This window comes from Haloglycomyces albus DSM 45210, from assembly GCF_000527155.1.
Classification (GTDB): domain Bacteria; phylum Actinomycetota; class Actinomycetes; order Mycobacteriales; family Micromonosporaceae; genus Haloglycomyces; species Haloglycomyces albus.
On sequence record NZ_AZUQ01000001.1, the window covers coordinates 2,212,669 to 2,238,910 of the forward strand.

General features: G+C 60.7%; 19 protein-coding genes. 11 read left to right on the forward strand and 8 right to left on the reverse strand.

The features are described from left to right. Nucleotides 1-242 precede the first annotated feature (242 nt). Nucleotides 243-5,081: an NAD-glutamate dehydrogenase gene (locus HALAL_RS0110395; protein ID WP_025273950.1), complete on the forward strand. Its 4,839-nt coding sequence runs from the start codon at nt 243-245 to the stop codon at nt 5,079-5,081. Between the two features lie 492 nt (nt 5,082-5,573). Then, on the forward strand, nt 5,574-6,746 hold the full coding sequence (locus HALAL_RS0110400; protein ID WP_029767737.1) for an ROK family transcriptional regulator: 1,173 nt from the start codon (nt 5,574-5,576) through the stop codon (nt 6,744-6,746). A gap of 85 nt (nt 6,747-6,831) precedes the next feature. Here HALAL_RS0110400 and HALAL_RS0110405 read toward each other — a convergent pair whose 3' ends face one another. The 3 genes from HALAL_RS0110405 to HALAL_RS0110415 all read right to left on the reverse strand — a co-directional run bounded on the left by HALAL_RS0110405 (nt 6,832) and on the right by HALAL_RS0110415 (nt 10,044). After that, a complete protein-coding gene (locus tag HALAL_RS0110405; protein WP_025273951.1) occupies nt 6,832-7,833 on the reverse strand; it encodes an ABC transporter permease subunit in 1,002 nt (333 codons plus the stop codon). Nucleotides 7,834-8,050: 217 nt separating this feature from the next. Continuing rightward, the gene (locus HALAL_RS0110410; RefSeq protein WP_025273952.1) at nt 8,051-9,025 is read right to left on the reverse strand and encodes an ABC transporter permease subunit; all 975 of its coding nucleotides are present in this window, start codon (nt 9,023-9,025) and stop codon (nt 8,051-8,053) included. Beyond that, nucleotides 9,022-10,044 carry an ABC transporter ATP-binding protein gene (locus HALAL_RS0110415; RefSeq protein ID WP_025273953.1) on the reverse strand — a complete coding sequence of 341 codons (1,023 nt, stop codon included), beginning with the start codon at nt 10,042-10,044 and terminating at the stop codon, nt 9,022-9,024. The genes HALAL_RS0110410 and HALAL_RS0110415 overlap by 4 nt, the downstream gene beginning before the upstream one ends. Before the next feature lie 139 nt (nt 10,045-10,183). On the opposite strand from HALAL_RS0110415, the gene HALAL_RS0110420 reads away from it, so the two are divergent. After that, on the forward strand, nt 10,184-10,975 hold the full coding sequence (locus HALAL_RS0110420) for an ABC transporter ATP-binding protein (protein WP_029767741.1): 792 nt from the start codon (nt 10,184-10,186) through the stop codon (nt 10,973-10,975). A 46-nt stretch (nt 10,976-11,021) separates the two neighbouring features. After that, nucleotides 11,022-12,404 carry an alpha/beta hydrolase gene (locus tag HALAL_RS0110425; protein ID WP_025273955.1) on the forward strand — a complete coding sequence of 461 codons (1,383 nt, stop codon included), beginning with the start codon at nt 11,022-11,024 and terminating at the stop codon, nt 12,402-12,404. On the opposite strand, the gene lipB is transcribed toward HALAL_RS0110425, so the two are convergent. Continuing rightward, on the reverse strand, nt 12,392-13,057 hold the full coding sequence (gene lipB / locus HALAL_RS0110430) for a lipoyl(octanoyl) transferase LipB (RefSeq protein WP_025273956.1): 666 nt from the start codon (nt 13,055-13,057) through the stop codon (nt 12,392-12,394). The genes HALAL_RS0110425 and lipB overlap by 13 nt on opposite strands. A gap of 244 nt (nt 13,058-13,301) precedes the next feature. Between lipB and HALAL_RS0110435 the strand changes: the two genes are divergently transcribed. The 7 genes from HALAL_RS0110435 (at nt 13,302) to HALAL_RS0110470 (ending at nt 23,679) form a co-directional block, all read left to right on the forward strand. Further along, nucleotides 13,302-14,273 (forward strand): TAXI family TRAP transporter solute-binding subunit, encoded by a 972-nt coding sequence (locus tag HALAL_RS0110435; RefSeq protein ID WP_029767742.1) that lies wholly within the window; start codon nt 13,302-13,304, stop codon nt 14,271-14,273. 412 nt (nt 14,274-14,685) lie between these two features. Continuing rightward, on the forward strand, nt 14,686-17,079 hold the full coding sequence (locus tag HALAL_RS0110445; protein ID WP_025273959.1) for a TRAP transporter permease: 2,394 nt from the start codon (nt 14,686-14,688) through the stop codon (nt 17,077-17,079). Between the two features lie 182 nt (nt 17,080-17,261). Beyond that, nucleotides 17,262-18,224: an ATP-binding protein gene (locus HALAL_RS0110450; RefSeq protein ID WP_025273960.1), complete on the forward strand. Its 963-nt coding sequence runs from the start codon at nt 17,262-17,264 to the stop codon at nt 18,222-18,224. Between the two features lie 159 nt (nt 18,225-18,383). Continuing rightward, nucleotides 18,384-18,794: an SCO5389 family protein gene (locus tag HALAL_RS0110455; RefSeq protein ID WP_025273961.1), complete on the forward strand. Its 411-nt coding sequence runs from the start codon at nt 18,384-18,386 to the stop codon at nt 18,792-18,794. A 131-nt stretch (nt 18,795-18,925) separates the two neighbouring features. Further along, nucleotides 18,926-19,705, forward strand: coding sequence for an imidazole glycerol phosphate synthase subunit HisF (gene hisF, locus HALAL_RS0110460; protein ID WP_025273962.1), 780 nt, complete (start codon nt 18,926-18,928; stop codon nt 19,703-19,705). Between the two features lie 456 nt (nt 19,706-20,161). Beyond that, complete coding sequence (locus HALAL_RS0110465) at nt 20,162-21,907, forward strand: ABC transporter ATP-binding protein (protein ID WP_245598084.1); 1,746 nt, start codon at nt 20,162-20,164, stop codon at nt 21,905-21,907. Beyond that, a complete protein-coding gene (locus HALAL_RS0110470; protein WP_025273964.1) occupies nt 21,904-23,679 on the forward strand; it encodes an ABC transporter ATP-binding protein in 1,776 nt (591 codons plus the stop codon). Before HALAL_RS0110465 ends, HALAL_RS0110470 begins: the two co-directional genes overlap by 4 nt. A gap of 81 nt (nt 23,680-23,760) precedes the next feature. On the opposite strand, the gene HALAL_RS0110475 is transcribed toward HALAL_RS0110470, so the two are convergent. From HALAL_RS0110475 to dut, 4 genes are all read right to left on the reverse strand, one after another. Continuing rightward, nucleotides 23,761-24,447, reverse strand: a complete 687-nt coding sequence (locus HALAL_RS0110475; RefSeq protein WP_025273965.1) for a DUF3159 domain-containing protein — start codon at nt 24,445-24,447, stop codon at nt 23,761-23,763. 15 nt (nt 24,448-24,462) lie between these two features. Then, nucleotides 24,463-24,864, reverse strand: a complete 402-nt coding sequence (locus tag HALAL_RS18155; protein ID WP_025273966.1) for an OB-fold nucleic acid binding domain-containing protein — start codon at nt 24,862-24,864, stop codon at nt 24,463-24,465. A 9-nt stretch (nt 24,865-24,873) separates the two neighbouring features. Further along, nucleotides 24,874-25,623, reverse strand: a complete 750-nt coding sequence (locus tag HALAL_RS0110485; RefSeq protein WP_051462901.1) for a DUF3710 domain-containing protein — start codon at nt 25,621-25,623, stop codon at nt 24,874-24,876. Between the two features lie 117 nt (nt 25,624-25,740). Next, nucleotides 25,741-26,184 (reverse strand): dUTP diphosphatase, encoded by a 444-nt coding sequence (dut, locus tag HALAL_RS0110490; protein ID WP_025273968.1) that lies wholly within the window; start codon nt 26,182-26,184, stop codon nt 25,741-25,743. Nucleotides 26,185-26,242: the final 58 nt, after the last annotated feature.

Sequence of the window (26,242 nt, forward strand, 5' to 3'; positions counted from 1 at the left end):
AAGTGGCCGGCGGAAGTCGTGTGGAGGCGATGCCCCAGGGGGCCGTTGCGTTGTCGCGCGGAGTTGATCGGCTGTCATGGTGGGAGCTTGTCGCGACAAGTGCGGCTGCGGCCGTTGTGCCTGATGTCTCCATTTGTTAATCGTGTCTAGCGGGACGACATCGGGTGCAATTTTGACCATAGAGTTCTAATCTAGAGTTGAACCACAACGACGTGGCCTGAGAATTGATTTGGAGATGTAACGTGCTGTCGTTTATCGGTGATGAGGAATTTCCGGAGACCGTACCCGACCGGGATGAGATTTTGAATGAAGCGACCGAGGGTGCGCACGACGAGAATCTGGCAACGCTCATTCGGCTCTACTGGGGTCTGGTTGCCGATGACGACCTGATTGGTCGCAGTGCTGAACAGATCCGCGATATCACCGTCCACCATCAGGATTTGGCGTCCGTTCGTCAACCCGGCGAGTGCAATATCGACTTCGACTGTGAGCGCACCGAAGGCACCAGTGACGCCGATGCGGCGACTCGGATCGATGTCGTGTGCGACGATTCCCCGTTCCTGGTCGATTCTCTGACCGGGCTGTTCGCGCGGCACGGGCTCGACATTCACGTCTTCGTTCACCCCATCGTCGCGGTCAAACGCGATTCCGAGGGCCGCTTGTTGGAGGCTCCCGCTCAGCCCGGCGACGGTGAGGCGATGAACGAGTCCTGGATGCACATCGAGGTCCAACGGGTTACCGACCCGGACCTGCAGGAGACTCTTGAATCCGACATCCGCCAGGTACTGCGTGACGTCAAAGCGGCGGTTGCCGATTGGAAACCAATGCGCGCCAAGGCGTTGGAGATCGCTGAGAACCTGGAGAAGGACGGATCCGATCTTCCCGTTCCCGATAAGGACGTTACCGACACCATTGCTCTCATGCGTTGGTTGGCCGCCGATCGATTTACCTTCCTGGGATTTCGGCAGTATCGACTCGAGGGAAGCGGTTCGGAACGTGTCCTCGCGCCGGTCGATGGTACCGGCTTGGGGCTCAACGGTCTGCGGTCGGGGACGCCGAAGCCGCTGGCTAAATTCACTCCGGGCGCACGCGAGCAGATCAGTGCGAAACGCCTGCTGGTCATCACCAAGTCCAATGCGCGCTCGACGGTCCACAGTAATTCGTATATGGACTACATCGGGGTGAAGACCTTTGGCCCCGACGGAGAGCCGGACGGGGAACTGCGTTTTCTGGGACTGTTCACCTCTGCCGCGTACCTCTCCTCGGTGACCGAGCTACCGGTGGTTAGCCGTAAGGTCGACGAGGTACTGTCCCGCTCCGGGGTCACCCTCTCCTCCCATTCGGGGAAGGATCTGGTGACGGCTCTGGAAACCTATCCGCGCGACGAACTCTTTCAAGCCCGGACGGACGACCTTTTCGACACGGCCATGGGGGTTCTCCGACTGGCCGGGCGGCGGCGTCTCCGCCTATTCATGCGGCGTGACGCCTATGACCGTTTCGTCTCCTGCCTGGTGTATCTGCCTAAAGACCGTTTCAACACGGCTACCCGGCTGAAGATTCAGCGAATTCTGTTGGAACGCATCGGTGGGGCCGGAGTCGATTTCGACGTCCGCATGGGGGATTCGGCCTTGGCGCGTCTGCATTTCATCATCCGTCTGGATCGCACCAAGGAAATAAAGGACATCGATTCCGAAAGCATCCAGGTGGAGTTGGCGAACGCCACCCGTTCGTGGGACTCCGATCTTGCCTTTCAACTGGATCACCAAGTGGGAGAAGGGCAGGCACGGAAGCTGTACGGCATGTACGCCGAGGCCTTCCCGCCCGGTTACAAGGCCGATCATTCGGTGCTCGACGCGGTGAAGGACATCGCTTCTCTGGAAGTGCTTCATGACGAAGGCGACCTGGAACTACAGCTCTTCCGCGCCAAAGGCGACGAATCCGACGTGCACTTCAAGATCTATTCGGCGGGACAGTCGATTTCCATTTCGCACGCTCTCCCCGTCATGAAGAACCTCGGAGTCGAAGTGTCCGCCGAGCACCCCTACGAGATCAAACGCGACGACATGTCGCTGTTCCTCCACGACTTCTCAGTCACCTTGCCGGAGAACATGTCAGCCGGTGTACCGGAGGTACGGGCACGTTTCGAAAACGCCTTCCGAGCGGCCTGGACGAAAGAGACCGAATCTGACCGCTTCGACGAGCTGGTACTCATTGCGGGATTGACCTGGAAACAGGTGGTCATCCTGCGTGCCCTGTCGAAATATCTGCGTCAAGCCGGCCTGGTATACACACAGGACTTCATGGCCGACACCTTCCGGGACTATCCGGCGATCACGGCCGCTCTGGTGCGTTTGTTCGAGGCTCGCTTCGCTCCGGGCGTGGGCGACGACCGCCCCAATGCGATCGCTCGCATCGAAGAGGTACTGAGTTCCGAGCTGGAGCGGGTCCCCAGTCTGGACGCCGATCGGACGCTGCGCGCGTTCCAGACGTTGATCCAGACGATGCTGCGCACATCGTACTACCAGCGTGGGGAGCATGGACGTCCGAAGGAGAACATCGCCTTCAAGTTCGATGCTCGGTCCATCGACTTTCTGCCCCTGCCCCGGCCGGTGTTCGAGGTGTTCGTGTATTCGCCCAATTTCGAAGGGGTGCACATGCGCTACGGGAAGGTCGCCCGTGGCGGGCTGCGTTGGTCCGACCGTCGGGAGGACTTCCGCACCGAGATACTGGGGCTCGTCAAAGCCCAGGAGGTCAAGAACACCGTCATTACCCCGGTGGGTGCTAAGGGCGGGTTCGTTCTAAAAAAGACGGGCTTCGCCGATCGGGCGGCGTTCCAACAGGAAGGCGTGACCCGATACCGCCAGTTCATTTCGGCCCTGCTCGACATCACCGACAATCGCGATGCCGATGGAACGGTGATACCTGCGCACGACGTCGTTCGGCACGACGAGGACGACCCGTATTTGGTGGTGGCGGCCGATAAAGGTACGGCGACCTTTTCCGATATCGCCAATGAGGTGTCGGCCTCCTACGATTTCTGGCTCGGCGACGCCTTCGCCTCCGGCGGTTCGGTCGGATACGACCACAAGAAGATGGGTATCACCGCCCGGGGCGCCTGGGAATCCGTTAAACGACACTTCCGGGGAATCGGGAAGGACACCCAGACCGAGGACTTCACCGTCGTGGGAATCGGTGACATGGGCGGCGATGTGTTCGGCAACGGGATGTTGCTCAGCGAACACATCCGTTTGGTCGCGGCGTTCAACCACATGCACATCTTCATCGACCCCGATCCCGACGCCGCCACCTCCTTCGCGGAGCGGCAGCGCCTGTTCGAGACACCTCGAACGACGTGGGCCGATTACAATCCCGACCTTTTCAGTGAAGGCGGGGGCGTCTGGGACCGCAGTGCCAAGTCGATCACCATCACCCCACAGGTGCGGGAGGCACTGGGGTTGGACGCGTCGGTCACCGAATTGACACCGCCGCAGTTGATACAGGCGATCCTGCGAGCGCCGGTCGACCTCCTGTGGAACGGGGGAATCGGTACCTACGTCAAGTCCTCCGTCGAGACGAACGCCGCCGCCGGGGACAAGGCGAACGACAACGTCCGGGTCGATGGTAAGGAATTGCGCTGCACCGTTGTCGGTGAGGGCGGTAATCTGGGGTTGACTCAGTTGGGCCGCATTGAATATGCCCAGACCGGAGGTCGTATCACCACCGATTTCATTGACAATTCGGGTGGTGTGGACACGTCGGACCACGAGGTCAACATCAAGATTCTGCTCCGTACCGCGATGCTGCGTGGGCGGATCGAACCGGAGGCTCGCGACGAGCTGTTCATGGACATGGCGGATACCGTCGCGAACATGGTTCTGGGGGACAACTACCAGCAGAACCTGGCGTTGGCGTCGGCGACACAGCAGTCAGCTCGGTTGTTGCCGGTACACGTTCGCCTCATGAAGCACTTGGAGCGCGTTGCCGGTCTGGATCGCGAGATCGAGGGTCTGCCGAGCGACAAGCAGTTGAAGGATCGTGCCGCGCGCGGGCAGGGTCTGATGGAGCCGGAATTCGCCGTTCTGTTGTCGTACGTCAAGATTCATGCCAAGCGGGAGGTCAATGCTTCCAACCTTCCCGACGAAGCGTGGACCGACCAGGTACTGTACGACTACTTTCCCGGTCCATTGCAGGAATCCTATCGGGACCTGATGGACAAACACCCGTTGCGGCGGGAAATCGTCACCACGGCGGTGGTCAATGAGTGCGTGAACCGTTGCGGCACGACCTTCCTGTACCGAATCGCGGACGAGACCGGCGCGGAGCTGGTGGATATCGTGCGGGCGTACTTGATCATTCGTGACGCCTTCGGACTCCCGAAGCTGTGGCGGCGGATCCAGGATCTGGACAATCGTGCCGCGCAATCGGCTCAGATCGCGGCACTATTGGTGCTACGGCGTGCCCTGGATCGTGGGGTCCGGTGGCTGATTCAGCATCGGCGTGCGCCGTTGAGCGTGGAGACGGCACGGGAACGTCTGGTTCCGGCGATTCGTTCGTTGCTGCCGAACTTGAACGAATACCTGGTTGGTTCGGAGGCCGACGGCTTTGAGGAGTTCAAGGCGCAGTTGGTGGACAAAGGTATCGAACCGCAGCTGGCCGATGAGGTGTCGTCGCCGGTCTACGGTTTTGGTTTGGTCGATGTGGCGGATGTGTCGCGGCACCTGGGCGTTGACCCGACACGGACGGCACGGGTCTACTACCACATTGCCGCCGAACTCGGTGCGGACGCGATCTTGAACCAGATTTCGGCTCTGCCGCGCCGTAATCGGTGGCAGTCGTTGGCGCGTGGGGCGCTGCGATACGACTTGTACGGTGCGTTGGCCAGTTTGACCGCCGCGATTGAGTCGGAGTTGGACGGTCGTACTCCGGCGGATGCGGTCGCCGACTGGGCCAAGGGGCTGGGTAGCACCATGGACCGAATCCGACAGGGTGCCGCAGAAGCGGAGCATTCCGACGAAAAGCTGGCCGTCCTGTCAGTGGTTCTGCGTCAGATCCGTTCTTTGATCGAGACCGCGGACAACTAGAAATCGAACAGCATTTACTGAGGTGGATTCGAATAGTGCCGTCCGGATGGCACGGCACGTGCCTTTTCAGACAGAGGCCCGGGAACACTAAGTGTCCTTTCGAATCCACCTCAGTGCTTTTCACGGGGGAGCACGTTTCGGATATATCGGACGCATAAAGTCTCCGATCGGTAATGCCCGGTGAAATGAAGCATGTCTGTCATGCCTACTGGATTATAGTTTAATTGCAGTTCACGGCCATTGTTTCTGATGTTGCGTGCACATTGTGGTGTATTACTGCGCGTTTTCCGGCATGGGCGAGCATTAAGTTGCAGTCACTGGGGGCCATTTCCTCATGAGCGTCAAGCTGCGATAATATCGGAAAGTGACGAGACTTGATCTTGTTTTCCATAAGTGAAGAGCCGATAAGTACCGTTTATCATCACAGATAAATATGATGAGATACCGCCCTTGCCCCCTGGAACCAGGTTTGTGCCACATAGGAGCAAAATAATGGCCGATAAACGCACCCCGGGTGTCCCGAAGCTACTGCGTGTGCTCAACGATCAAGCCGCGATGAAATTGTTGATGGAAAAGGGACCGCAAACCCGTGCGCAGCTGGCGGAACATACGAATATGTCCAAGGTGACCGCTTCGCAGATCGTGGAGCGTCTGCAACGTCGCGGTCTCGTAGAAATCGTGGGCACGAAGTCCGGGGGGCGTGGACCGAACGCCGCTTTGTACGCGCCGGTCGCCAGTTATACCTATGTTGTCGGAGTCGACGCGGGGCCGCACTCGGCCCGAGCCGCGTGTGCGGACTTTGCCGGACGCATCGTGGGCGAGGCCCATGCGGAGGTGGGCGGCTCCAGCGAACCGGTCTCGGTGGTTCGGGGCGTGGTTCACGAAGCCGTCGCCAACGCCAATACCGACCTGAGTAAGGTCAGCCGTATTGTTCTGGGGACCCCCGGGGTCATCGACCCCGAAAGCGGCGAGATCGGCTTCTCCTGGGACCTGCCGGCATGGCATCGTGGGCTACTCACCGCCCTGAATCAGGAATTCAAGCCGGAAGTCAGCATTGAAAACGACGTCAATCTGGCGACCATCGCCGAACAACGCTACGGCGTGGCGGCCGGGGCCAGCGATTTTCTCTACACCTGGTATGGCCAGGGAATCGGTCTGGGCGTTATTCTGAACAACGAACTCTACCGGGGGCGCACCGGTGCGGCAGGGGAAATGGGTTTTCTCCCCGTTCCGGGCGGTGAAGTCCCCAGCAGTGGTGTGGTGACTCGACTCAGCCAAGGCTCCTACCAACGGGTTCTCGGTGGCGAGGCCATCGCGTCGCTGGCAGACGACCACGGTTATGACACGACCGATCCCGCCGAGATTTGTCAGCGAGCCCTGTCCGATGGGGATAACGGCAGTGCGCTCTTGGATGAACTGGCACGCCGCATCGCCTACGGGGTGGCCGCCTCCTGCATCGTTCTGGACCCGGCGGTCGTCGTGCTGGGCGGACCGATCGGATATGCGGGTGGTTTGGAACTGGCCGAACGGGTGGCGGCTCAGACCGCCCAGATCGCTCCGGTCAACCCGAACGTAGTGGCGGGCACCGTTTCCGAGGACACCGTTTTGCGCGGTGCGATCCGCGCCGGACTGGACGTCGTGGGCAATCAACTCTTCGAAAGCTGAACGTGCGAGCGGGGTGACCCCGCCCGCACGTACTCGATCCGGTTGCTCGGTGATCGGTCGTGCCACCGGAACGACCATGTGTCGGTTAGGAAATGTCGCGCTTGCTGAACGAAAAGGACGATATTGCCAGCAGGACGCCGGTGACGATGAGCATTCCGATCCCCACGGAACCGTAGGTCAGGGTCATTTCCTCCGCTTTGACCGGACCGGGTTCGAACGGCCCGGTATCGGGCCAGTGTTGCAGCGTGACCTCCCCGTCAAGCCATGCCTGCGTCCAGATGGTCACCGACCACAGCTCGGGGTACTTCACTTGTAGCGCGAGGGCGGCGAAACCGACCAGCATCGTATTGAGGATCAACAGTGCGGCTACGATTCCTCCGGCGATGGCGGTGTGGCGGCCCAAATAGGTGATCGTGGTACCGAACATCGTCATGAACAGTCCGAGAACGACGGCTCGTACCGTCCCGGCGAGGAGGTCGGACCACCACTCTCCGTCCAATGTGCCGATTTCCCCTTGCAGAGCCGCTGCGGCGTACAGCGCGAGGAATACGACGGCAATAAAGGCGGTCAGCGCCACAACGGTGACGGTCAGAGCGGCAGCGAGTTTACTGTAGAACACCTGCATTCGGTTGGGATGCCACAGCAGGAGGTTCGATATGCCACCGGAACGCCATTCGGCACCGATCAGTGAGGACGCCAAGATCAACATCAACAATCCGGCTATGACGGTGAGAGGTAGGATATAACCGGGCGCGTTCTCAGAAAAGTTGAAGGTCGAGATGACCAGATCGTAATAGTCCTCTTTGTCGTCCGAGTAGCCCATGTGCTCACATGGTTCTTGCACCGCTTCGCCACTGTGGGGATCGGTTTGCTCGGTTGGAGGGTTTTCCTCGCACTCTTCGATTCGTTGTTGGTCGTTTTCCCACATCCGTTCGGCTTCGGCGCGTTGGGAGGCAGTGGGCTCGGCCTGACTGGTCAGGGCGGTCAATCCGGATACCAATAGTACGATTCCCAGCGCGAGAATCATGAAAACCCAGGTCAAGCGGCGATGGGTTATTCGTCTTAGTTCGGCGAGAAAAAGGTTCATTGTCCCCTCCTGGGGAGTCAAAGTATTCGGCGGATTATTGATTCTTGTAGGTGGAGTGTCTCAACGGTGGTTGTCGGCCGTTATGTGCGACGTACGTGGACGTCCCGGAAAGCAAGGAACGTACGAGCAGAATCCTGTCCGCTCGCACGTGTCGGCGATAGCGCGTGGAGGCCACGCCTTGGAACGCCGACTTTCGTGATCCACGATTGGCGAACCCTTAGGCGATGTCCCGCTTGCGGAACGTCCATGAGGACAGGGCCAGCAGGACGACGGTTGTCACCAGCATCGCAATCCCGACCGTTCCGTAGGTGAGCGTCATGGTTTCCGGTTCCGTAACGACGTCGGCTGATTCGGGAAAGTGCGTCAGGGTCAACTCGCCGTCGAACCAGGCGTTCACCCACGTGTTGAGCGACCACATCTGGGGGTACTTCAACTCCAGAGCCAGTCTGGCGAATCCGACCATCAGCATGTTGAGGATCAGGGTCGCGGCCACGACCCCTCCGGCGATGGCGGTGTGGCGACCCAGATAGGTGATCGTGATTCCGAACAGTGCCATGAACATGCTCAGTACCACCGCGCGTCCTGCCTTGGGAAGAAATGCGGCCCACCATTCTCCATCCAAGGTGCCGACGTCCCCTCTCACAGCCGCTGCCACGTAGTAGGCGAGAAATACGATCACAATGAGAGCAGACAATGCGACGGTACAGGCGATGAGACTAGCGGTCAGTTTGCTCCACAGGACCTTCATGCGAGTGGGGTGCCACAGCAGGAGGTTCGACATGCCTCCGGAGCGCCACTCGGCGCCGATCAACGACGATCCGAGAATCAACATCAGGAGTCCGCCGACCACCGTCAAGCGAAGAATGAAGTACGGGGCCTCATCGGAGAAGACGAACGTCGAGGTGAACATGTCGTAGTAGTCTTCTTTGCTCTGCGAATAGGCCCTGTCCTCGCAGGTGAAATCCGGATCATCGTTTGCGGGCGGAGGACTCTCTTGGCACTCCGCTACACGTTCCTGGTCGGCCGCCCACACTTCTTCCGCATTGGCCAACTGGCTGGGAGTGGGTTCCGTGTGGCTGGTCAGGGCGGTCATTCCCGACGCCAGCAGGACGATACCCAGTGCAATGGCCATGAATATCCACGTGAGCCGGCGGTGAGTGATGCGTCGCAGTTCGGCGAGAAAAAGGTTCACTGCGCCACCTCTCGTGAAGCGGGAGTCTCCTCGTGCGCAACATCGCCGCCATCGTGGATGGACTGTCCCACCGGTACGGCCTCGCCGTTCTGCGGTGCGGTTCCGGTAAGCTCCAAGAAGACCGCTTCCAGGTTCTTAGATTCCGACGACAAGTGGGTCAAGTAGACTCCCCCGTCGGCGAGGTGTCGGGTGACCTCCGATGGATCGTTGATTCCGCTGACTCGGAAGTAGTCGTCGCCGTTGCGCGATACGGAGGCCCCCTCCAGGCTCTGGAGTACCTCCTCGGCTCGTGAATGGTCGTCTTCGTCCACCTTCAGCTTCAAATTCGTGCCGGAATGTTGCTCGATGATATCGTCCACCGGTCCGGTGATAATGCGCCGCCCCTGGGTAACGATCGTCATCGTGTCGGCCAACTGCTGAACCTCGCTGAGCAGGTGTGAAGAGACGATGACCGTCACGCCCTTGTCGTGTGCCAAGTGCTGCAAGAGTTCCCGCATTTGATGGATACCGGCCGGATCGAGACCGTTGGCGGGCTCGTCCAGAATCAACAGGTCGGGGCGCTTCAGCAGTGCCTGCGCGACTGCCAGGCGTTGGCGCATACCAAGCGAATACCCTTTGATCTTTCGGTCCGCTTGGTCGGGCAGGCCAACGGTGTGCAGTACTTCGTCGACCCGCTCTTGGGGGAGGCCCGCGCTCTTGGCCAAGAGGCTCAACGTGGTTCGGCCCGTGAATTGCGGAAAGAACTGGGGAGACTCCACAACGGCGCCGACGCGGTGGATGACGGACGGCAGTTTCTCGGGAACCGATTCTCCGAACAGTCGCATCGAACCGCCGTTGACCGAAATCAGGCCCATCAGAGCCCGCAAGGTGGTGGTTTTACCGCAACCGTTGGGGCCTAGGAATCCATGGACCTCACCTTGATTGACGGTCAAATCCAATCCGTCCAGCGCGTGGTGCGTGCCTTTGAGGACACTGCGATAGGTCTTACGGAGACCCGATATTTCAACTACAGCTGTCATTGGAATTTCCTAACAAATCGTCACTTTCGAGTAGAATACTCGGTATCCTTTATCGCTCTGCGGCGGCCCCCACTGACTCACGCCATACCGCGCACAGTTCCCGGACGAAGTGTGTGATTCGCATGATTAGATTGTGTACGTGGGACAAGCCGAAGCAATCATTCAAACCGCCGACCTGACCATTCGACGCGGTACCAAGAACCTGCTCAACCATATCGACTGGCGCGTAGAAGCGGACCAGCGCTGGGTTATTTTGGGGCCCAACGGTGCGGGTAAAACCACCCTGCTTAATCTGGCCGCCGCCCGTTCACACCCGACCAGTGGCACCGTCGACGTCCTAGGGGAGAGGATTGGGAAGGTGGACCTCTTCGAGTTGCGACCGCGCATCGGACTGTCGACGACCGACGTCGCCGCCTCCATCCCCAGCGAGGAAACGGCACTTGACGTCGTTCGTACCGCCGCTTGGGCCGTGGTGGGCCGCTGGCGGGAGGAGTATGATTCCTATGACACCGAAAGGGCTCAGTCCCTTCTCAATTGGCTCGGTATCGGTGATTTCGCCGAACGCAGTTTCGGGACACTCTCGGAAGGCGAGCGCAAGCGCACTCTCATCGCGCGTGCCCTGATGACCGATCCGGAACTGTTGTTGCTGGACGAGCCGGCGGCCGGACTGGACCTGGGAGCCCGCGAGGCGCTGATCGCCACACTCTCGTCGCTTGCCGCGGAGGCGTCCTCGCCCGCCATGGCGGTGGTGACGCACCATGTCGAGGAGATTCCCCCGAACTTCACGCATGTGCTGATCATGTCCGACGGCGATGTGGTGGCGCAGGGTCCGATTTCGGAGACCCTGACCGCCGACGCCCTGACCAAGGCTTTCGGAATGCCTCTGCGTCTTGATTATCACGAGGGGCGCTATGGAGCGAGGGCGGCCTAATCCAGGGACGTCGGAAAAGATGAGGACAGACTGTACGAGGTGAGAAGTGGAGCAGGTGAACCGCCGCAGAGGTCGGCATCCGTGGTTGACCGCTTTGATCGGAATCATGGTGGTCGTGCTCGTGAGTTCACCGACCCATGTGGTGCAGCCGGTGAACCTCACCGCGCCACCGCCGGTCACGTCTGACTTGGATGCCGAACTAGAACGCTTGCGAGCGGAGGCCGACGTCGACGTCTATGACACGCCCAAGGAAGCGGTGACGGCGGCACGAGAGGAACCGCGGTTGGCCCGGGAACGTGTACAGGCGGAGCCCAAGGGAGCCACGGGAAGCGTGGAATCCGCCGTACGTCTGCTCGCGGCCGACCCCACCGATCTGGCGGCGAACGTGCAGGCGGAGTTCTTCGCCGGTCTGGGCGCGGATGTGAACGACTGGCTGGCGGTCGTGTTTCCGCAGGAGATGATGAACCTGGACGGCGTGCCGCTGGACAGTAAACGATTGGCGGCCGACGTGACCGTCAGCGCGGCCCTCGAGGAGTCTCAGGGTTTCGATTCCCCTCCTCGCCCGTGGCACACGGGCGAGGGCCGTCCACAACGTCCCGACCTCAGCGAACTCCGGACCTCGGGACGTGACTTCGTTTACGTCGATCCCTACCTCAACGACGGGCACGGCGCGTGGATCGAAAGCGTCGGGGACATCGATGCCGCTGAGAGTCTAGCGATCCTGGTTCCAGGGGCTGCCGCGACGATCGACAACCACAATTTCGACCTTTATTACCAGCGTGCAAAGAGCCTGGTGGACGCGGAGGACGGCGATCTGGCCGTTCTCGTCTGGGCCGGTGCTCCGTGGCCGACCGGCTGGGTGGAGTCCTCCTGGGCCGATTGGTCTCAGGTCGCGGGGAAACGGCTGGCTCGATTCAGTCGTGACATCGGCACACAATATCCGGAGAAGCACCTGACGGTCATGGGGCATTCGTACGGTGGGGCCGTCGTAGGTGAGGCCGAGCGGCACCCGATGACGGCAGAGGCGGTTCTGCATCTGGCGTCGGCCGGTATGGGCCACGGAGTGGGTGGACCGGACGACTACTCTCAACCCTGTCGTGATCGCTACGCGATGACCGCTCCCGGTGACCCGATCTCCTATGTGCAAGGTGTGCCGGATTTTCCACTCCTGGGCCATGGGGAGGATCCGGCGAAGTTTCCCGGGATCGTCAACTTGGAACCCGGTTATCTCCCCAGTGCTCCCGATTCGGTCGACGACGAAGGAGAGCCCTTGTCGGAGAAAGGCATTCTCGGGAAGAAGGTCGAAGGAATGCATTCCCACTCGGAGGTCTTCTATCCCCATTCCGACGCATGGGAGAACGTGCTGGCCTTCATGACCGACCGGGAGCCGGCTCCGGCTGCGGAACAGCCGGAATCCTATGAATGTTGAACCGCGGCGGAACGCTCGTCGGGCTCGAGGAGCAATTCGAGGTGCTTTTCCACCACCGGAGTCACTTCCTCCACCGTCACTTCACGTCCCAGCTCGCGACTGAGGCTGGTGACGCCGGCGTCGGTGATCGCGCACGGCGCGATACGGTCGTAAAAGCTCATGTCCGGATTACAGTTGAGAGCGAAGCCGTGCATGGTTGTCGCCCAGCGGACGCGCACTCCGATGGCACAGATTTTTCGTTCGGGTCCTTGGTCGTCGGCGGGAAGCCAGACGCCTGTCCGATCCTTCATGCGACCGCGAGCCGAGGTGACTCCGAATTCGTGGCAGACGGCCGAAATCAGATCTTCGACCCGCCGCACGTAAGCGACGACGTCCACTCCGTGTTTCAGTTTGACAATGGGGTATCCGACGATCTGTCCCGGCCCGTGCCAGGTGATCTGGCCACCTCGGTCCACTGTCACCACCGGTGTGTCGTCTTGGGGAAGCGCCCACGCCTGGGTACGGCGACCTGCGGTGTAGACGCTGGGGTGCTGTAGTAGGACGACGGTGTCGTCGATGGCGTCGTCGATGCGTTCTTGCTGGAGTTCCTTCTGCCAGTCCCACGCCTCGCGGTATTCGATGAGGCCTCGATGCAGCACATGAATCTTTGACACGCCATTAGTCTAGCGCGCCGCCCAAGAGTTCGATGATTCTCGAATTAAAATGGGTGCACATGAGGTAGTCGTGATGACTCGCAGTGTTGGGGAACATAACGGTTTGAAAACACCTGAGCAACATCCCGCACCCAGGGGATGAATTCGGTTTGTGTACGACGTAGAGTCAGAGAATCCCCCGACACGTATGCGCGCGTGTCGAGTATCAACAACGTTGTTAATCAGAACTTGAATGGAGACGCGAATGCTGCGTAAAGCAGGACGTGTGCTGGCCCCGATAGCGGCCGGAGCCCTTCTGTTCACCGCCGCCTGCGGTGACAATGTCGGAACCGAGGACGTTGAAGAGGGCGAAGACCGCGACACCATGGAACTGGGTACCGGTTCCACCGGAGGTGACTACTACCCCTTCGGTACCGGCATCGCCGACATGTGGTCGCAAAAGACCGACATTAAGGTCAGTGGTATTGAAACCGGAGCGTCGGTTGAGAACCTCACCAAGATCAGCCAAGGGGAGATGGACCTCGGTATGGCGGTGAACGGCACCGCCACCGGCGCTCAGGCCGGGGAAGGCGACTTCGCCGAAGTCGAGGCGAACTTCCAGTTCATGGGGAACCTCTACCCCGAGGTCATGCACATCGTCGCCACCGAGGAATCGGGGATCGAAACGATCGACGATCTCGAAGGACAGCGCGTCGCCCTGGGACCGGACGGTTCGGGTACCGCGGCGCTGTCGGAGACCATTCTGGAAACCGCCGGTGTCGAAGTGGACGGCTTCCACGACGGTTTCGGCGACGCCGGTAACAAGATGCGTGACGGTCAACTGGACGCCGCCTTTGGAATTCTCTCGGTACCGTCCTCCACGATCACCGAGGTCGCCAATGCCATTGACATCAACTTCGTGGAGATTCCCAGCGAATTGAGCGAAGAGCTCCGTTCCAACGATCCGACGATGTCCACCTACACGATTGAGGACGGTGACTACGAAGGCGTCTCCGGCGACTGGACCACCGTTTCCAACTGGGCCTCGATCTACTGTGACCCGGCACTGAGCGAGGACCAGGTATACGAACTGACCAAGGCGCTGTACGAGGACATCGGCGACGTCAGCCACGCGCTGTCGGGGAACGTTGAGATCGAAAACGCCGTGAAGGGGCTGCAGGGGATTGAAATCCACCCCGGCGCGAAGCGTTACTTCGAGGAGCAAGACCTCCTGTAAGGGTCGTGTTGCTACCTGCGAATCGCATGTGAGACGCATGCGGGTATAAAGAATAAGGCTCTCTTGACGTCAAGAAGCCCTTAGCGCGATAACCAGGCGAGATATAACTCGCCTGGTTATCGCGCTAAGAGAAGGAATCATCTCCGAATCGGTCGCGGGTCATCATCACCCGCAATCCGAAGCAGCGGATCCTGTTGGGACCTTCCGCCGATATACCGTTCAGTTCGATCGTGCGGTTGACGCGACTGTGACGACCGGAAAGCGTCGGATCGGTGACGATGCGGTGGAACGGGGTCTGTTGGAGGAGAGGTATCGGGTTGCGCGCGGATCGAGTCCGGTGCGACCGGTTGACGACGATTGTGGTGAGATCCCATTTCACCAGGCAGTGCAATTCCCCGGAAAGGCGTGATCGATGGCGAATGCGCAGACCGATGCGAACGACGCATCGGAGGAGACGGTCGCCTATGACCGCGAACAAGCGGCCCGTGACATTCAAGCCCTATCGCAGGCAGAGCCGGTTACGGAAACCGGACCGATCCGCACCGACCTCAGTGCGGTATGGAAATGGATCATATGGACCATCGCCCTCAGTATGAGCCTGTTCCATCTCTGGATGGGATGGCGCGGAACTCTTCCGACGCTGGAGAGTGGTTCCATACACCTCGCCTTCGGGCTGGCCCTCATCTTCCTCGCCTATAAGCCCAGACGAGGGCGGGAATGGGGCCTCGAGGAGGAATATCGCGGTCCGGACGTATCTCCGGCTACGCGAATCCGGGGGTACCTTTTCGGCACCGAATCCGGTCGAGGCGTGATATGGACGGCTCTTCTGGTGGGGATTCTCCTCTACCTGACGTCGATCGCCGAAATGAACGTCGCGATCATCGTTCCCTCCTTGGCGGTCATCGCGCTGGTGCAGTCCACCCGAGTACTGCGCCTCGACTTCGGTGGGATTCCCGTAGCCGACGTGGTACTCGCCGTCTTGGCGGTGTGGGCCGCCTACTGGATCTTTACCCACCAACGGCAGGAATTTTGGCGCGACGAAGGTGAATTCACGGCAGCGGCACTGGCGGCGGCCACGGTGGGAACCTTGCTGGTGCTGGTAGCGGCCGTTCGCGCGGTTGGTCTGGCGCTGGGAATCGTCTGCGGTCTCATGTTCGCCTATGCTCTGTACGGACGAGCCATGCCCGACTTCCTGTACCACGGTGGCCGCGATCCGGAATCGATCCTGGAGACCTCGTTTCTGGGTACCACGGGTATTTTCGGCACCCCCCTCCAGGTGTCATACACCACAATATTCCTATTCATGATTTTTGCGGCCTTGCTGCAGTCCACCGGAATGGAACGCTTCTTCACCAACCTGGCCCTGGCCCTGGCCGGGAAACGAGTGGGTGGAACGGCGAAGGTCGGCGTCATCACCAGTGTTTTCTCCGGAACCATCACCGGTTCCTCGGTGGCCAATACGGTGTCCAACGGCGCGTTCACCATTCCCATGATGCGCCGCTCGGGCTATAAACGAGATTTCGCCGGTGCGGTGGAAGCGGCGTCGTCGACCGGTGGACAGATCGCTCCGCCGATCATGGGTGCGGGGGCCTTCCTTATGTTGGCTCTCATCGGAAACGGCGTTACCTATCGCGAAATCATGCTGGTGGCGATCGTTCCGGCGGTGCTGTTCTTTACCGCGCAGTTCATCATCGTCCACTATGTTTCCAAACGGGAGGGGATTACCGGGCTTCCCAAGGAGGAACTACCGAACGGACTGCGACTACTGCTGCGGCAGGGATACCTGCTATTGCCGCTCGTGGTCATCGTGGTCATCATTTCCTCCGGTAAGACGGCCAACGCCGCCGCCTTTGAGGCGATCTTCTGGACCATCGGAATCAACTTCGCGGTACAGCTGATTTTCTTCCTGCGTGGATTCCTGAAAGCCGACGCGGACGGAGGTCGTTGGGCGGCAGGGGTTTCCGCTTGGAAGCGGCTGGACTATCGCCTGACTCCCTTCGCTTTGCTGCAAACCTTGGTGAACGCGGCGAAGATGGCGCTCCCCGTCGTGGCGGCCACGGCGGCGGCCGGAATCATCGCCGGAATGATCAACGGAACCGGACTGGGCGGTTCCCTGGGAACCCGTCTGCTGCGGCTGGGACAGGACTTGGGAGCGGATATACCGTTCATTGACAATGCGGAACTGTACTTGGTTCTGCTCTTCACCGTCATCGCCTGCTTGATTCTGGGGATCGGATTGCCGACCACGGCGAACTTCGTGGTGATGTACACCGTCGCCGTGCCGACCGTGGTCGAACTGATTCAACCGCGATACGACGCCATCGGATTGACCGAACTGCAGGTCATGATCGTGGCCTCACTGTTCGTGTACTACTACGGCGTACTCGCCGATATCACTCCACCGGTATGTTTGGCGGCCTTCGCGGCGGCCGGAATTTCGGGGGGATCTCCGATGAAGACCGGTGTTCAGTCGGTACGAATCGCGATTTCCGGATTCGTGGTGCCGTTCGCGTTCATTTTGACCCCGGAAATGCTGATGCTGGGTGGCGACTGGCTGGCCTCCGGCGTAGCCATCGTGGCCGCTATCGCTGGAATTACGGCCATTGGAGCGGCCTTCGCCGGATTCTGGGACGTCAAACTGCTGTGGTATGAACGCCTGGGTCTGTTGGCGGCCGGTGCGCTCCTGCTGGGAGGTTCATGGACCACCGACCTTATCGGTCTAGTGGTGGGAGGACTGGCATTGGCCTCGCACTTCGCCCGCAAGAAGGCGGGGCGAGGAGAGACCGTGCAGCCTACCGCCGGATAGGTAGGTTCGCCCGACGGAAAGGGCCGGAAGTCGCTCACCGACTTCCGGCCCTTTCCGCGTCGAGACTTCGAAACCGGTCGGTGCGACGGCGTGTCACGGAGGTCAACGACGACTCGCTTGCTAATCTGAGCTTATTAATAATAGTAATCGTTTTCAACAAGCGACACGATAAGGAGCTCGGAGTGAAAATCGCATTCGTCGGTAAGGGTGGATCGGGAAAGACGACCCTGGCTTCGCTGTTCGCGCGTCACGCGGCTGACGCCGGAAGCCGAGTCATGGCGCTGGACGCCGACATCAATCAACATTTCGCCACCGCTCTGGGGATGGACCCGGAAACGGCCGAACGGCATCCGCGCTTGGCCGAGTACATGAGCGATCTGAAAACACTGCTCCGGGGCTCGAATCCACGTATTCCGAACAACGACCTCATGTTGAAGACGACCCCTCCCGGGCCCGGTTCAACCTTGCTGACTCTCGAGGACGACAACCCCGTCTTCGAGGCGGCGTTCAGCCGGATCGGTGACATCCGCTTCGCCGCCACCGGGGGCTTTGACACCGAAGACCTCGGAATCGCTTGCTATCACTCCAAGGTCGGGGCGGTGGAGATGATTCTCAACCACTTGATCGATCGCACGGATGAGTTCGTGGTCGTGGACATGGTCGCGGGGGCGGAGGCCTTCGCCTCCGGCATGTTCACTCGATTCGACCATACGTTCCTGGTTTGCGAACCCACCCTGCGCAGTGTGGGGGTTTACGAGCAGTATGCGGCCTATGCGGCCGATTACGACGTCAATATCGCCGTTATCGGAAATAAGATCGACGAAGACGACGATATCGAATTTCTCAAACGGCACGTCGGCGATGATCTCGCGGCGGTGGTGGGGAGGTCCCGATACGTCAAAGCCGCCGAACGCGGTGTCGTCGGTCCGATATCCGAGCTGGAGCCGGACAACCGACAGGCGATCGACCGGCTGCACCGTTGCGCGACGACGGCGACCAAAAACTGGACCAAATTCAGCCGACAAGCTCATGAATTCCATGCCCGTGCCGCCAAATCATGGGGCAACGACCGTACCGGTTCGGATCTCACCCAACAGATCGTTTCGGATTACATCCTCGGCCCTCATCTTCTACCCGAGGTATAGCGCCTGTTGGCCATCGCGCCGATCCGCCCGTACCCGACATCTTGGGGATTGTCGTCTGGACGTTTTGCGTGCGGGAACGGCCATGGGTCGTTTAAGCGACAGCGATCGGCTCATTCCTTATTGACAATGATGTGCAACGTTCTGTGAGAGGAGAATCGTATGTCCCTTGACGTACCAGAACAACTATTGGCCAAAGCGGAGCGGGGAAACGTGGAGGACTCCGAATTCGTGGAGTGCATCCGCACGTCTCTGCCCTTCGCCTGGGAAGTGATCAGCCGGGTCGTGGACGATCTCAAGAACGGCGTCGCCTCGTCGACGGGTTCGACCCAGTTCGCCGACAACACCACGCCGCCTCCCGACGAGGTGTCGCGCGGGCAACTGCTACGAGTGCTCGCCTCCGACTCCATGCGGGACGTCCTGGAGCGGTACTTCGGAGTCAAACTGGCGTTTCAGAACTGCCATCGGGTTGCCGCGTTCCCGCCCACCGAGGTTTCTTCGGGAACATACCAGGCGTTCGTCTCTCCACGCGGACAGCTGTTGAACCAATCGCCGGAACTACGCGATTGTTAGGAATCGCCGCTTACCCACTTTCGGCTCGTATCGGCCTACCTCGTCGCGAGGTGGGCCGGAGCCGCTTATGACGGAAATGATCGACCTCTCACCGGGGTTACCGCCCTCGTGACGGCCTGTATTCTGGAGGCATGTCAGTTGCCGTGCGTGTGATTCCCTGCCTTGACGTCGATGCCGGTCGTGTGGTGAAGGGGGTCAACTTCACCGATCTCATCGACGCGGGCGACCCCGTGGAATTGGCACGAGCCTATGACCGCGCCGGGGCGGATGAAATTACCTTCCTGGACGTCACCGCTTCCAGCTCTGATCGCGAGACCACCTATGACGTGGTGCGCCGTTGTGCGGAGGAAGTGTTCATCCCCCTGACCGTAGGGGGCGGAGTACGCAGTGCCGCCGATGTGGACCGGCTCCTGCGCGCCGGAGCCGACAAGGTGGGTGTCAACACCGCCGCCGTCAACCGCCCCGAGCTGATCGGCGAGATCGCCGACCGGTTCGGCAATCAGGTTCTCGTGCTCAGCGCCGATATCGCCGCGGAGGCGGACACGGATTCCGGCTGGGAAGTCACCACCCGCGGCGGACGCCGTCGCACCGGTATCGACGCCTTGGACTGGCTACGGCGCGCGGAGGAACTGGGCGTCGGCGAGATCCTGTTGAACTCGATCGCCGCCGACGGCACGAGGGCCGGGTTTGACCTGCCGCTGATTTCGGCTGCTCGTGCCTGCGTCGACGTTCCGATCATCGCCTCGGGCGGGGCCGGGAGGCTGCAGGATTTTCCACCCGCCGCCGCGGCTGGAGCCGACGCGATGCTCGCTGCCAGCGTATTTCACTTTGGCGAGCTGGCGATTCCCGACGTCAAGACGACCCTGTCGGAAGCGGGCCATCCCGTTCGCCACGTGGTCTCCACCACCTGAATCGCCCACGTTTCCACTTCCCGGGGTGTCGGACCTCACGGGAAAACGGGGAATTTTGTACCGCAATATACGGTTGGTAGAGGTGCGGCCCACAGTGTGCCTGCCTCGCCGCCGAACCGATGCTCGATAAATCGGTTTGCTCTAAGAGTCGAAGTAAGGCATCATTGCTAGGCTGACTACTTGCCTGTCGGCAGGCAAGTTCGACTTTGAGGTGCCGATCGGCACCATCGCTGACGTTCAAGTAATGGCGAACTGGAACAGCCGGCAAGGATGAGCCGGTTCACCATCTCCTGAACAGCAGATAGGTCTGGAACGCACCCAAGGTGCAGTACTCACCCCAGGAGGCGCCGTATGAGTGAATCGACCATTGACGAACCTTCCGAGGCGGATTCAACTCTGCCCAAGCCTACGAACAGGCACATACTCCGGCGCGGATTTTCCAATCTCGTACATTCCGTGCGTCTGGAACCAAAGCTCTTCTCCTTGGCCGTTTCAGGAGCCGTAGTCAACTCGGCGACCCAGATCGGAGCGGCCTTCGCGATCGGGTACGTGGTGGACAACGTCGTCGTCCCCAGCTATGAACAGGAACGTTTTCTCGTGGGAACGGTGCTGGTCGGAATTCTGGCGCTCTTCGCCCTCTCGCTGGTGCGGTTCTGCTCCATGGCGACCCGCCGGATATTCGCCGGGTCCATGATGTACCGGGTACAGGCCCATCATCGTCGGAACATCACGCGGCGCTACTTGGCGTTGCCGATTTCCTGGCACCAGAAACACCCCACCGGAACTCTGTTGTCGAACGCCAACGCGGACGTCGAAGCCTCCACCCGTCCCTTGGCCCCGCTGCCCTTCGCCTTCGGTACGGCCTTCCTCATCCTGGCTTCCGTCGGAGTGCTGTTCAGCCTGGACTGGGCGCTCGCACTGGTGGCTCTGGGGTTGATTCCGACGCTCTTTCTGCTCAACTCCGTCTACGCCACGCGTGTCTCACCACGTGCGAAGCGAGCTCAGGAATTGCGGGCCGAGGTATCCGGCGTCGCGCACGAATCCTTTGACGGGGCCCTGGTCGTCAAGGCCATGGGGCAGGAGGAACAGGAGACTCTTCGGTTCCGCCGCTCTGCACATCGTCTTCGGGATGCCCTGATCCGCGTCGGGCGGATACGCGCCGCCTTTGAACCGATCATCACCGCGCTTCCCGAATTCGCGTCGGTGACCGTGCTCCTGGTCGGTCTGTATCGTTACCAGGGCGGGCATCTCAACCTCGATCAGCTGGTGACGGCCACGTTCCTGTTCACCGTCATCGCCTTCCCCATTCGTGCCATTGGATGGGTACTCAGCGAACTTCCCACCTCGGTCGTGGGACGTGACCGTGTCGACCGCGTTACATCGGCGACCGGTGACATGACCTATGGGACGGCGCAATTGCCACCCAGCGATACGGCCGCTCGTCTCGAATTCGACGAAGTGGCCTACGAATACCCGGACGGCACGGTGGCGTTGAAGGACGTCAGCTTCGCGATTGAACCGGGTGAGACGGTGGCCCTGGTAGGAGCCACGGGCGCGGGTAAATCGACCGTGGCACATCTGGCCACTCGCCTGATAGACCCCAGCGACGGGCAGGTTCGCCTGGACGGCTATGACAGCCTCGACCTGGACCACCCCAGTCTGGCGGCGACCACCTCACTGGTGACACAGATTCCGTTCGTATTCGATGATTCGGTGCGACACAATCTAACGTTGGAACGCTCTCACGTCGACGACGACGATGTGAAACAGGCTCTGGCGGCCGCTCAAGCCGACGGATTCATTGGAGAGCTGTCCGACGGCTTGGAGACGGAACTGGGGGAGCGCGGCGCGAGCCTGTCGGGTGGACAACGGCAGCGCCTCACCATTGCCCGAGCCTTGGCGGGTCAGCCGCGCCTGCTGATACTCGACGATGCCACCAGCGCGGTGGATCCGACCGTGGAGGCGGCGATTCTGACCGGATTGCGGAATTCCGCACAAGCGACGTCGGTTCTGGTGGTTGCTTATCGACGCGCCAGCATTGCCTTGGCGGACAAAGTCGTGTTCCTGAAAGACGGCCACATCGACGACATCGGCGGTCACCGCGAACTGCTACGGCGCAATTCGGCCTATGCCGATCTGGTAACCGCTTATGAACAGGCGGAAGCGGAACGCGAATTCGACGAAGAAGCGAGCACGACATGAGCGAGATATCGGAAGCAAACCCACTGAACACGGTTCGTCGTGGCCTGGCGCTGTCACCGGAGCTCAAGCGCGGACTCACCTTGACGCTTATTCTCGCCCTCTTCGCCACGATAGGGCGCATTGTGGTCCCGGTTTCGGTGCAGAACGTTCTGGACAACGGAATCCTCGGCAGCGGTGGGCCGGATGTGGACTACGTGGTCGGGGTGGCAGTGTTGGCCTTCGCCGTCATCGTGGTGACGGCTGTGGCGAGCTACTGGATGAACCGGCGACTCTTCGTCTCCTCGGAGACGGCTCTGGCCAACGTTCGGGAACGTGCGTTTCGGCATATCCACGATCTTTCGATGCTGCATCAGCAGTCGGAACGGCGTGGTTCATTGACCGCTCGAGTCACTACCGACATCGACCAGTTGAGTCAGTTCCTGCAGTTCGGGGGAATCCAGCTGGTCGTCGCGGGAGGGCAGGTTCTGGCCGCCTCGGTGATCATGTTCGTTTACTCGCCCGTGCTGGCCGTCGTCGTCTGGGCGGCGGTCTTCCCCGCGCTTTGGCTCGTGAAATGGTTGCAGCCCCGCTTGGCCGTCGCCTATACGAGGGTGCGGCTTTCGGTGGGAACCATGTTGACGCGGGTGTCGGAATCGGTGGTCGGAGCCAACGTCATCCGTTCCTACGGGATCGGTGCTCGGACCAGCCGACGACTGGACGATGCGGTGGAACATCACCGGGTCGCCCAACAAAAGGCCATGTATCGTTCGGCCTTTTCCTTTGGAGCCGGGGAAATGGCGAACTTCATCGTGCTCGCCGCCGTGGTGGCGTTCGGGACCTGGCAGGCCTCTAACGGACAGATCTCAGTTGGTGAGCTGGCCGCATTCCTCTTCCTGGTGACCCTGTTCGTACAGCCGATCGTGATGGGTACCGAGATCCTCAATGAGGCGCAGAACGCGGTCTCGGGTTGGCGTCGCGTACTCGATATTCTGGACACCGACCCGGACGTCGCCGACCCGGGAGAAGAGGGAGTGGAACTTCCCGAAGGAACCTTGGGTGCAACGTTCTCGGACGTCCGGTTCTCCTATACGGAAGACGAAGAGATTCTGCACGGGATCAATGTCGACATCGATCCGGGCAAGAAGGTCGCCATTGTAGGTGAGACCGGTTCGGGGAAGACGACCTTCGCGAAGCTGTTGACCCGGCTGATGGACCCGACCTCCGGAGCCGTCACGCTGTCGGGTGTGGACTTGCGGGAGGTCCGCTTCGAGTCGCTGCGACGTCGCGTCGTCATGGTTCCTCAGGAGGGGTTCCTATTCGACGGGACACTGGCCGACAATATCCGCTTCGCACGCCCCGACATCGACGATGCCGAGATTTACACGGCGTTCTCCGCCATGGGCTTGGACGACTGGGTGGATTCCCTCCCGAGCGGCCTGAACACCGAGTTGGGGGAAGCCGGCGAAAACGTCAGCGTCGGCGAGCGCCAGTTGGTCGCCTTGGTGCGTGCCTATGTCGCCGATCCCGACCTTCTCGTTCTCGACGAGGCCACCAGTGCCGTCGATCCGGCCACCGAACTTCGTCTGGCACAGGCTTTGGACGCGGTGACGCGGGGGAGGACGACCGTCATCATCGCGCACCGTCTGTCGACGGCCGAAACCAGTGACGAGGTCATCGTGTTCGATCAGGGACAGATCGTGCAGCACGGGCCGCACACCGATCTGGTGGAGCAATCGGGAACGATCTACGCCAATCTCCATTCGTCATGGATCGAGCAAACTCGGGCAGTGTAGACCGCGCAGCTTAACGTCGGACGTCTAACGTGCCGTCGGTCAGGACATTTGGTGTTCCGACCGACGGCACGTTCGCGTCGCCTAATCGGCTGTGGTCGATCGTTGCGCCAGGTGGGGGAGCCGACGCTTGACCATCCAGATGGTCCAAACCACCAGCAGTGCCGTCACCGGCCATCCCCCGACAAGGGTGGCGAGTCCCAACATTTCTTCCGCCTCGATTTGGTAGAGCCACAGGCGAAGGACGTTCTTCAGCAGGAAGACGACTCCCCATACGACGGTGACGAAGGACATGACCCGAAGGAGGCTCTTGTCCTCCCGCCATTCCTTCTTTCCGCCCAGCGACAGGATGGCGTACAGCCATCCGACGATCGGGTGTCGCACCAGACTGGAGCCGATCAGCGCGAACCCGTAGATGAGCCCTTGGATGACGCCCCATATGTAGAAGTTGCGGGCCTCTCCGGTCTTCCATGCCAACACCGCACCGATGGCGACTCCGAAGAGACCGTTGAGCGCGTACCGGACGGATTCTTTCCGTATCAGCCGAAAACCGGCGATGGCCAAGGCGGCCAGCACCGCGGTCGTGATCGCGACATGGAGGCCCTCGAAGGGGCCGACCTGATCGGGGAGCAGGGGGTTGAGAACTATGAACACCGTCAGGGGAACGGCGGCCTCGATAACACCTCGTGCACCGCCCAGCTGTTGTGACAGTTGTTCGGTGAACGGAGGTAGTTCGTCTTCCGGCCGAGTGCCGTTGGAGTCGATGGCCACAGGTCCCCTTTCGGTTTAACGTACCAATTCATAGTACGGGTTGTAGAACGTGAAAAGCCCGTCACGGTCGGCGACACGTCCAGCGACGCGGAGACGGGCTCCCGCTTCCAAGCCGGGGATGCGTCCCCGGCCCAACCAAATCAAGGTGGCGGTAGCGCTGCCATCGGAGATTTCGGCGCTGACCCGTAGCTGTTGCCCACCCGTTTCGAAGACCACCAACGTCAGTCGGCCCAGGATCGTGGCATACGAGCGCACGTCGAGGTCGGCGATCGGAGTTCGCTGAAAGCGGCGTCGCGAGCGCACGTCACGGTTCAAGTCGGCGGCGTAGAGTTCCTCACTGGGGGCGCTCAGCTTACGGAAGCCGGCGCGTAGGCGTTCGCTCCAGCCGGTCTCGTCTCCCTTGGCGGCGGGGCTCATAGGGCGGTCTTATTTCCGTGGCTTGGGCGACGGTTTACGGCGTACCTTGGGGGTTTTGGTGTCGCCGGCGGCGATGACCGCTCGGTCGGATTCGCCCCCTTGTTTTTTGCGTTCCTCGATCTGGGCCGCCGCTTGCTCGGCCATCTTGGGAGGCAGTCGCAACGGCAGGGGCTCCCGCACCGGCATGGCGTTGTTGCCTCGATCGACCACGATATTGCGGAAGGCCTCGGTGAGTTCGGGCGCGGCTTCGGGATTGGCCGCGATCTCGCCTTGGAATGTGGCGGTGAGCAGCCAGCGGGGTCCGTCCACTCCGACGAAGCGAACCGTGGAGGTTCCTTTCTTTCCGGGGACTTTGGCGACGATTTCGGTGCCCCATTCCCCGTCGGTGCTCTCGTAGCTCCCGCCCTGGGAAGAGATTTGAGCGACGATGTCTTCTTGCAGCTCGTCCCAGATTCCTTCGCTACGGGGAGCGGCTCGCAGCATCAACTGCATTCCGGATTTTCCGGCCGAAAGCGTCACCTTGCCGACATTGCCCTTGGAGTCGGTCTGTGCTTGAAATCCGACCCCACTGGGGATCGGTAGTCGGAACGCGCCTAGATCAAGTTGACGACCATTGTCGTCGTCTTCGAGAGCGTCCTTGACGTCGTAGGGGCCCGAGGTGGTGGCTTGCTCGACGGTGTTGTCGGTATCCGCCAGCGAGTCCAACACGGCTCCGTCGTCATTGCTACGTTTTTTCGACGACCGTCGGCGACCAAACACAAGCACTCTCCTTTTGGTTGTGGATCCGCTGTTCCGGGGGTCCGGCCGGTGGATGACTCCGATGTCCCGTCGGGTGCGGTATTCGGCCGCGGTGACGGGGACCCATCACATGACTACCTAACCGGTCATTTTAAGGCCACTGTGTCCACCCGATGAACCGTGTCCGTTGTCCCCTCGGCTTGAGTCGTCGAGCGAGCTCACGGGTACGAACCGGGCCTGCAGCACCGGCTGTATGACCAGCTGGGCGATTCGATCACCTCGGTGAATGGTGACGGAGTCGGTGCGGTCCAGGTTGATCAGGTTGACACGTATCTCTCCACGGTAGCCCGAATCGACGGTTCCTGGCGAATTGACCCCGGTAATCCCCAAACGATGCGCCAAGCCCGAACGCGGAGTGATGAAGCCGACGTACCCGTGTGGGATCTCGACCGCCACCCCGGTGGAGAACAGGGCACGCTCTCCGGGAGCAAGGGTGGCGTCGTGGGCGGACCGTAGGTCGGCACCGGCGTCGCCCGGGTGTGCGTATTCGGGTGGAGGAAGATCTGGATCGAGCAGCACCATGCGGACGGGCAGGGTATTTGTCGCGACATTTGGTTGTTCCACACCTTGAGTCTAAGAC

Excerpts from the sequence above, each read along its gene's own strand:
- HALAL_RS0110400 (WP_029767737.1), top strand. The coding sequence starts at position 5,574 with ATGGCCGATAAACGCACCCCGGGTGTCCCGAAGCTACTGCGTGTGCTC.
- HALAL_RS0110405 (WP_025273951.1), bottom strand. The coding sequence starts at position 7,833 with ATGAACCTTTTTCTCGCCGAACTAAGACGAATAACCCATCGCCGCTTG.
- HALAL_RS0110415 (WP_025273953.1), bottom strand. The coding sequence starts at position 10,044 with ATGACAGCTGTAGTTGAAATATCGGGTCTCCGTAAGACCTATCGCAGT.
- HALAL_RS0110435 (WP_029767742.1), top strand. The coding sequence starts at position 13,302 with ATGCTGCGTAAAGCAGGACGTGTGCTGGCCCCGATAGCGGCCGGAGCC.
- HALAL_RS0110445 (WP_025273959.1), top strand. The coding sequence starts at position 14,686 with ATGGCGAATGCGCAGACCGATGCGAACGACGCATCGGAGGAGACGGTC.
- HALAL_RS0110455 (WP_025273961.1), top strand. The coding sequence starts at position 18,384 with ATGTCCCTTGACGTACCAGAACAACTATTGGCCAAAGCGGAGCGGGGA.
- hisF (WP_025273962.1), top strand. The coding sequence starts at position 18,926 with ATGTCAGTTGCCGTGCGTGTGATTCCCTGCCTTGACGTCGATGCCGGT.
- HALAL_RS0110470 (WP_025273964.1), top strand. The coding sequence starts at position 21,904 with ATGAGCGAGATATCGGAAGCAAACCCACTGAACACGGTTCGTCGTGGC.
- HALAL_RS18155 (WP_025273966.1), bottom strand. The coding sequence starts at position 24,864 with ATGAGCCCCGCCGCCAAGGGAGACGAGACCGGCTGGAGCGAACGCCTA.
- dut (WP_025273968.1), bottom strand. The coding sequence starts at position 26,184 with ATGGTGCTGCTCGATCCAGATCTTCCTCCACCCGAATACGCACACCCG.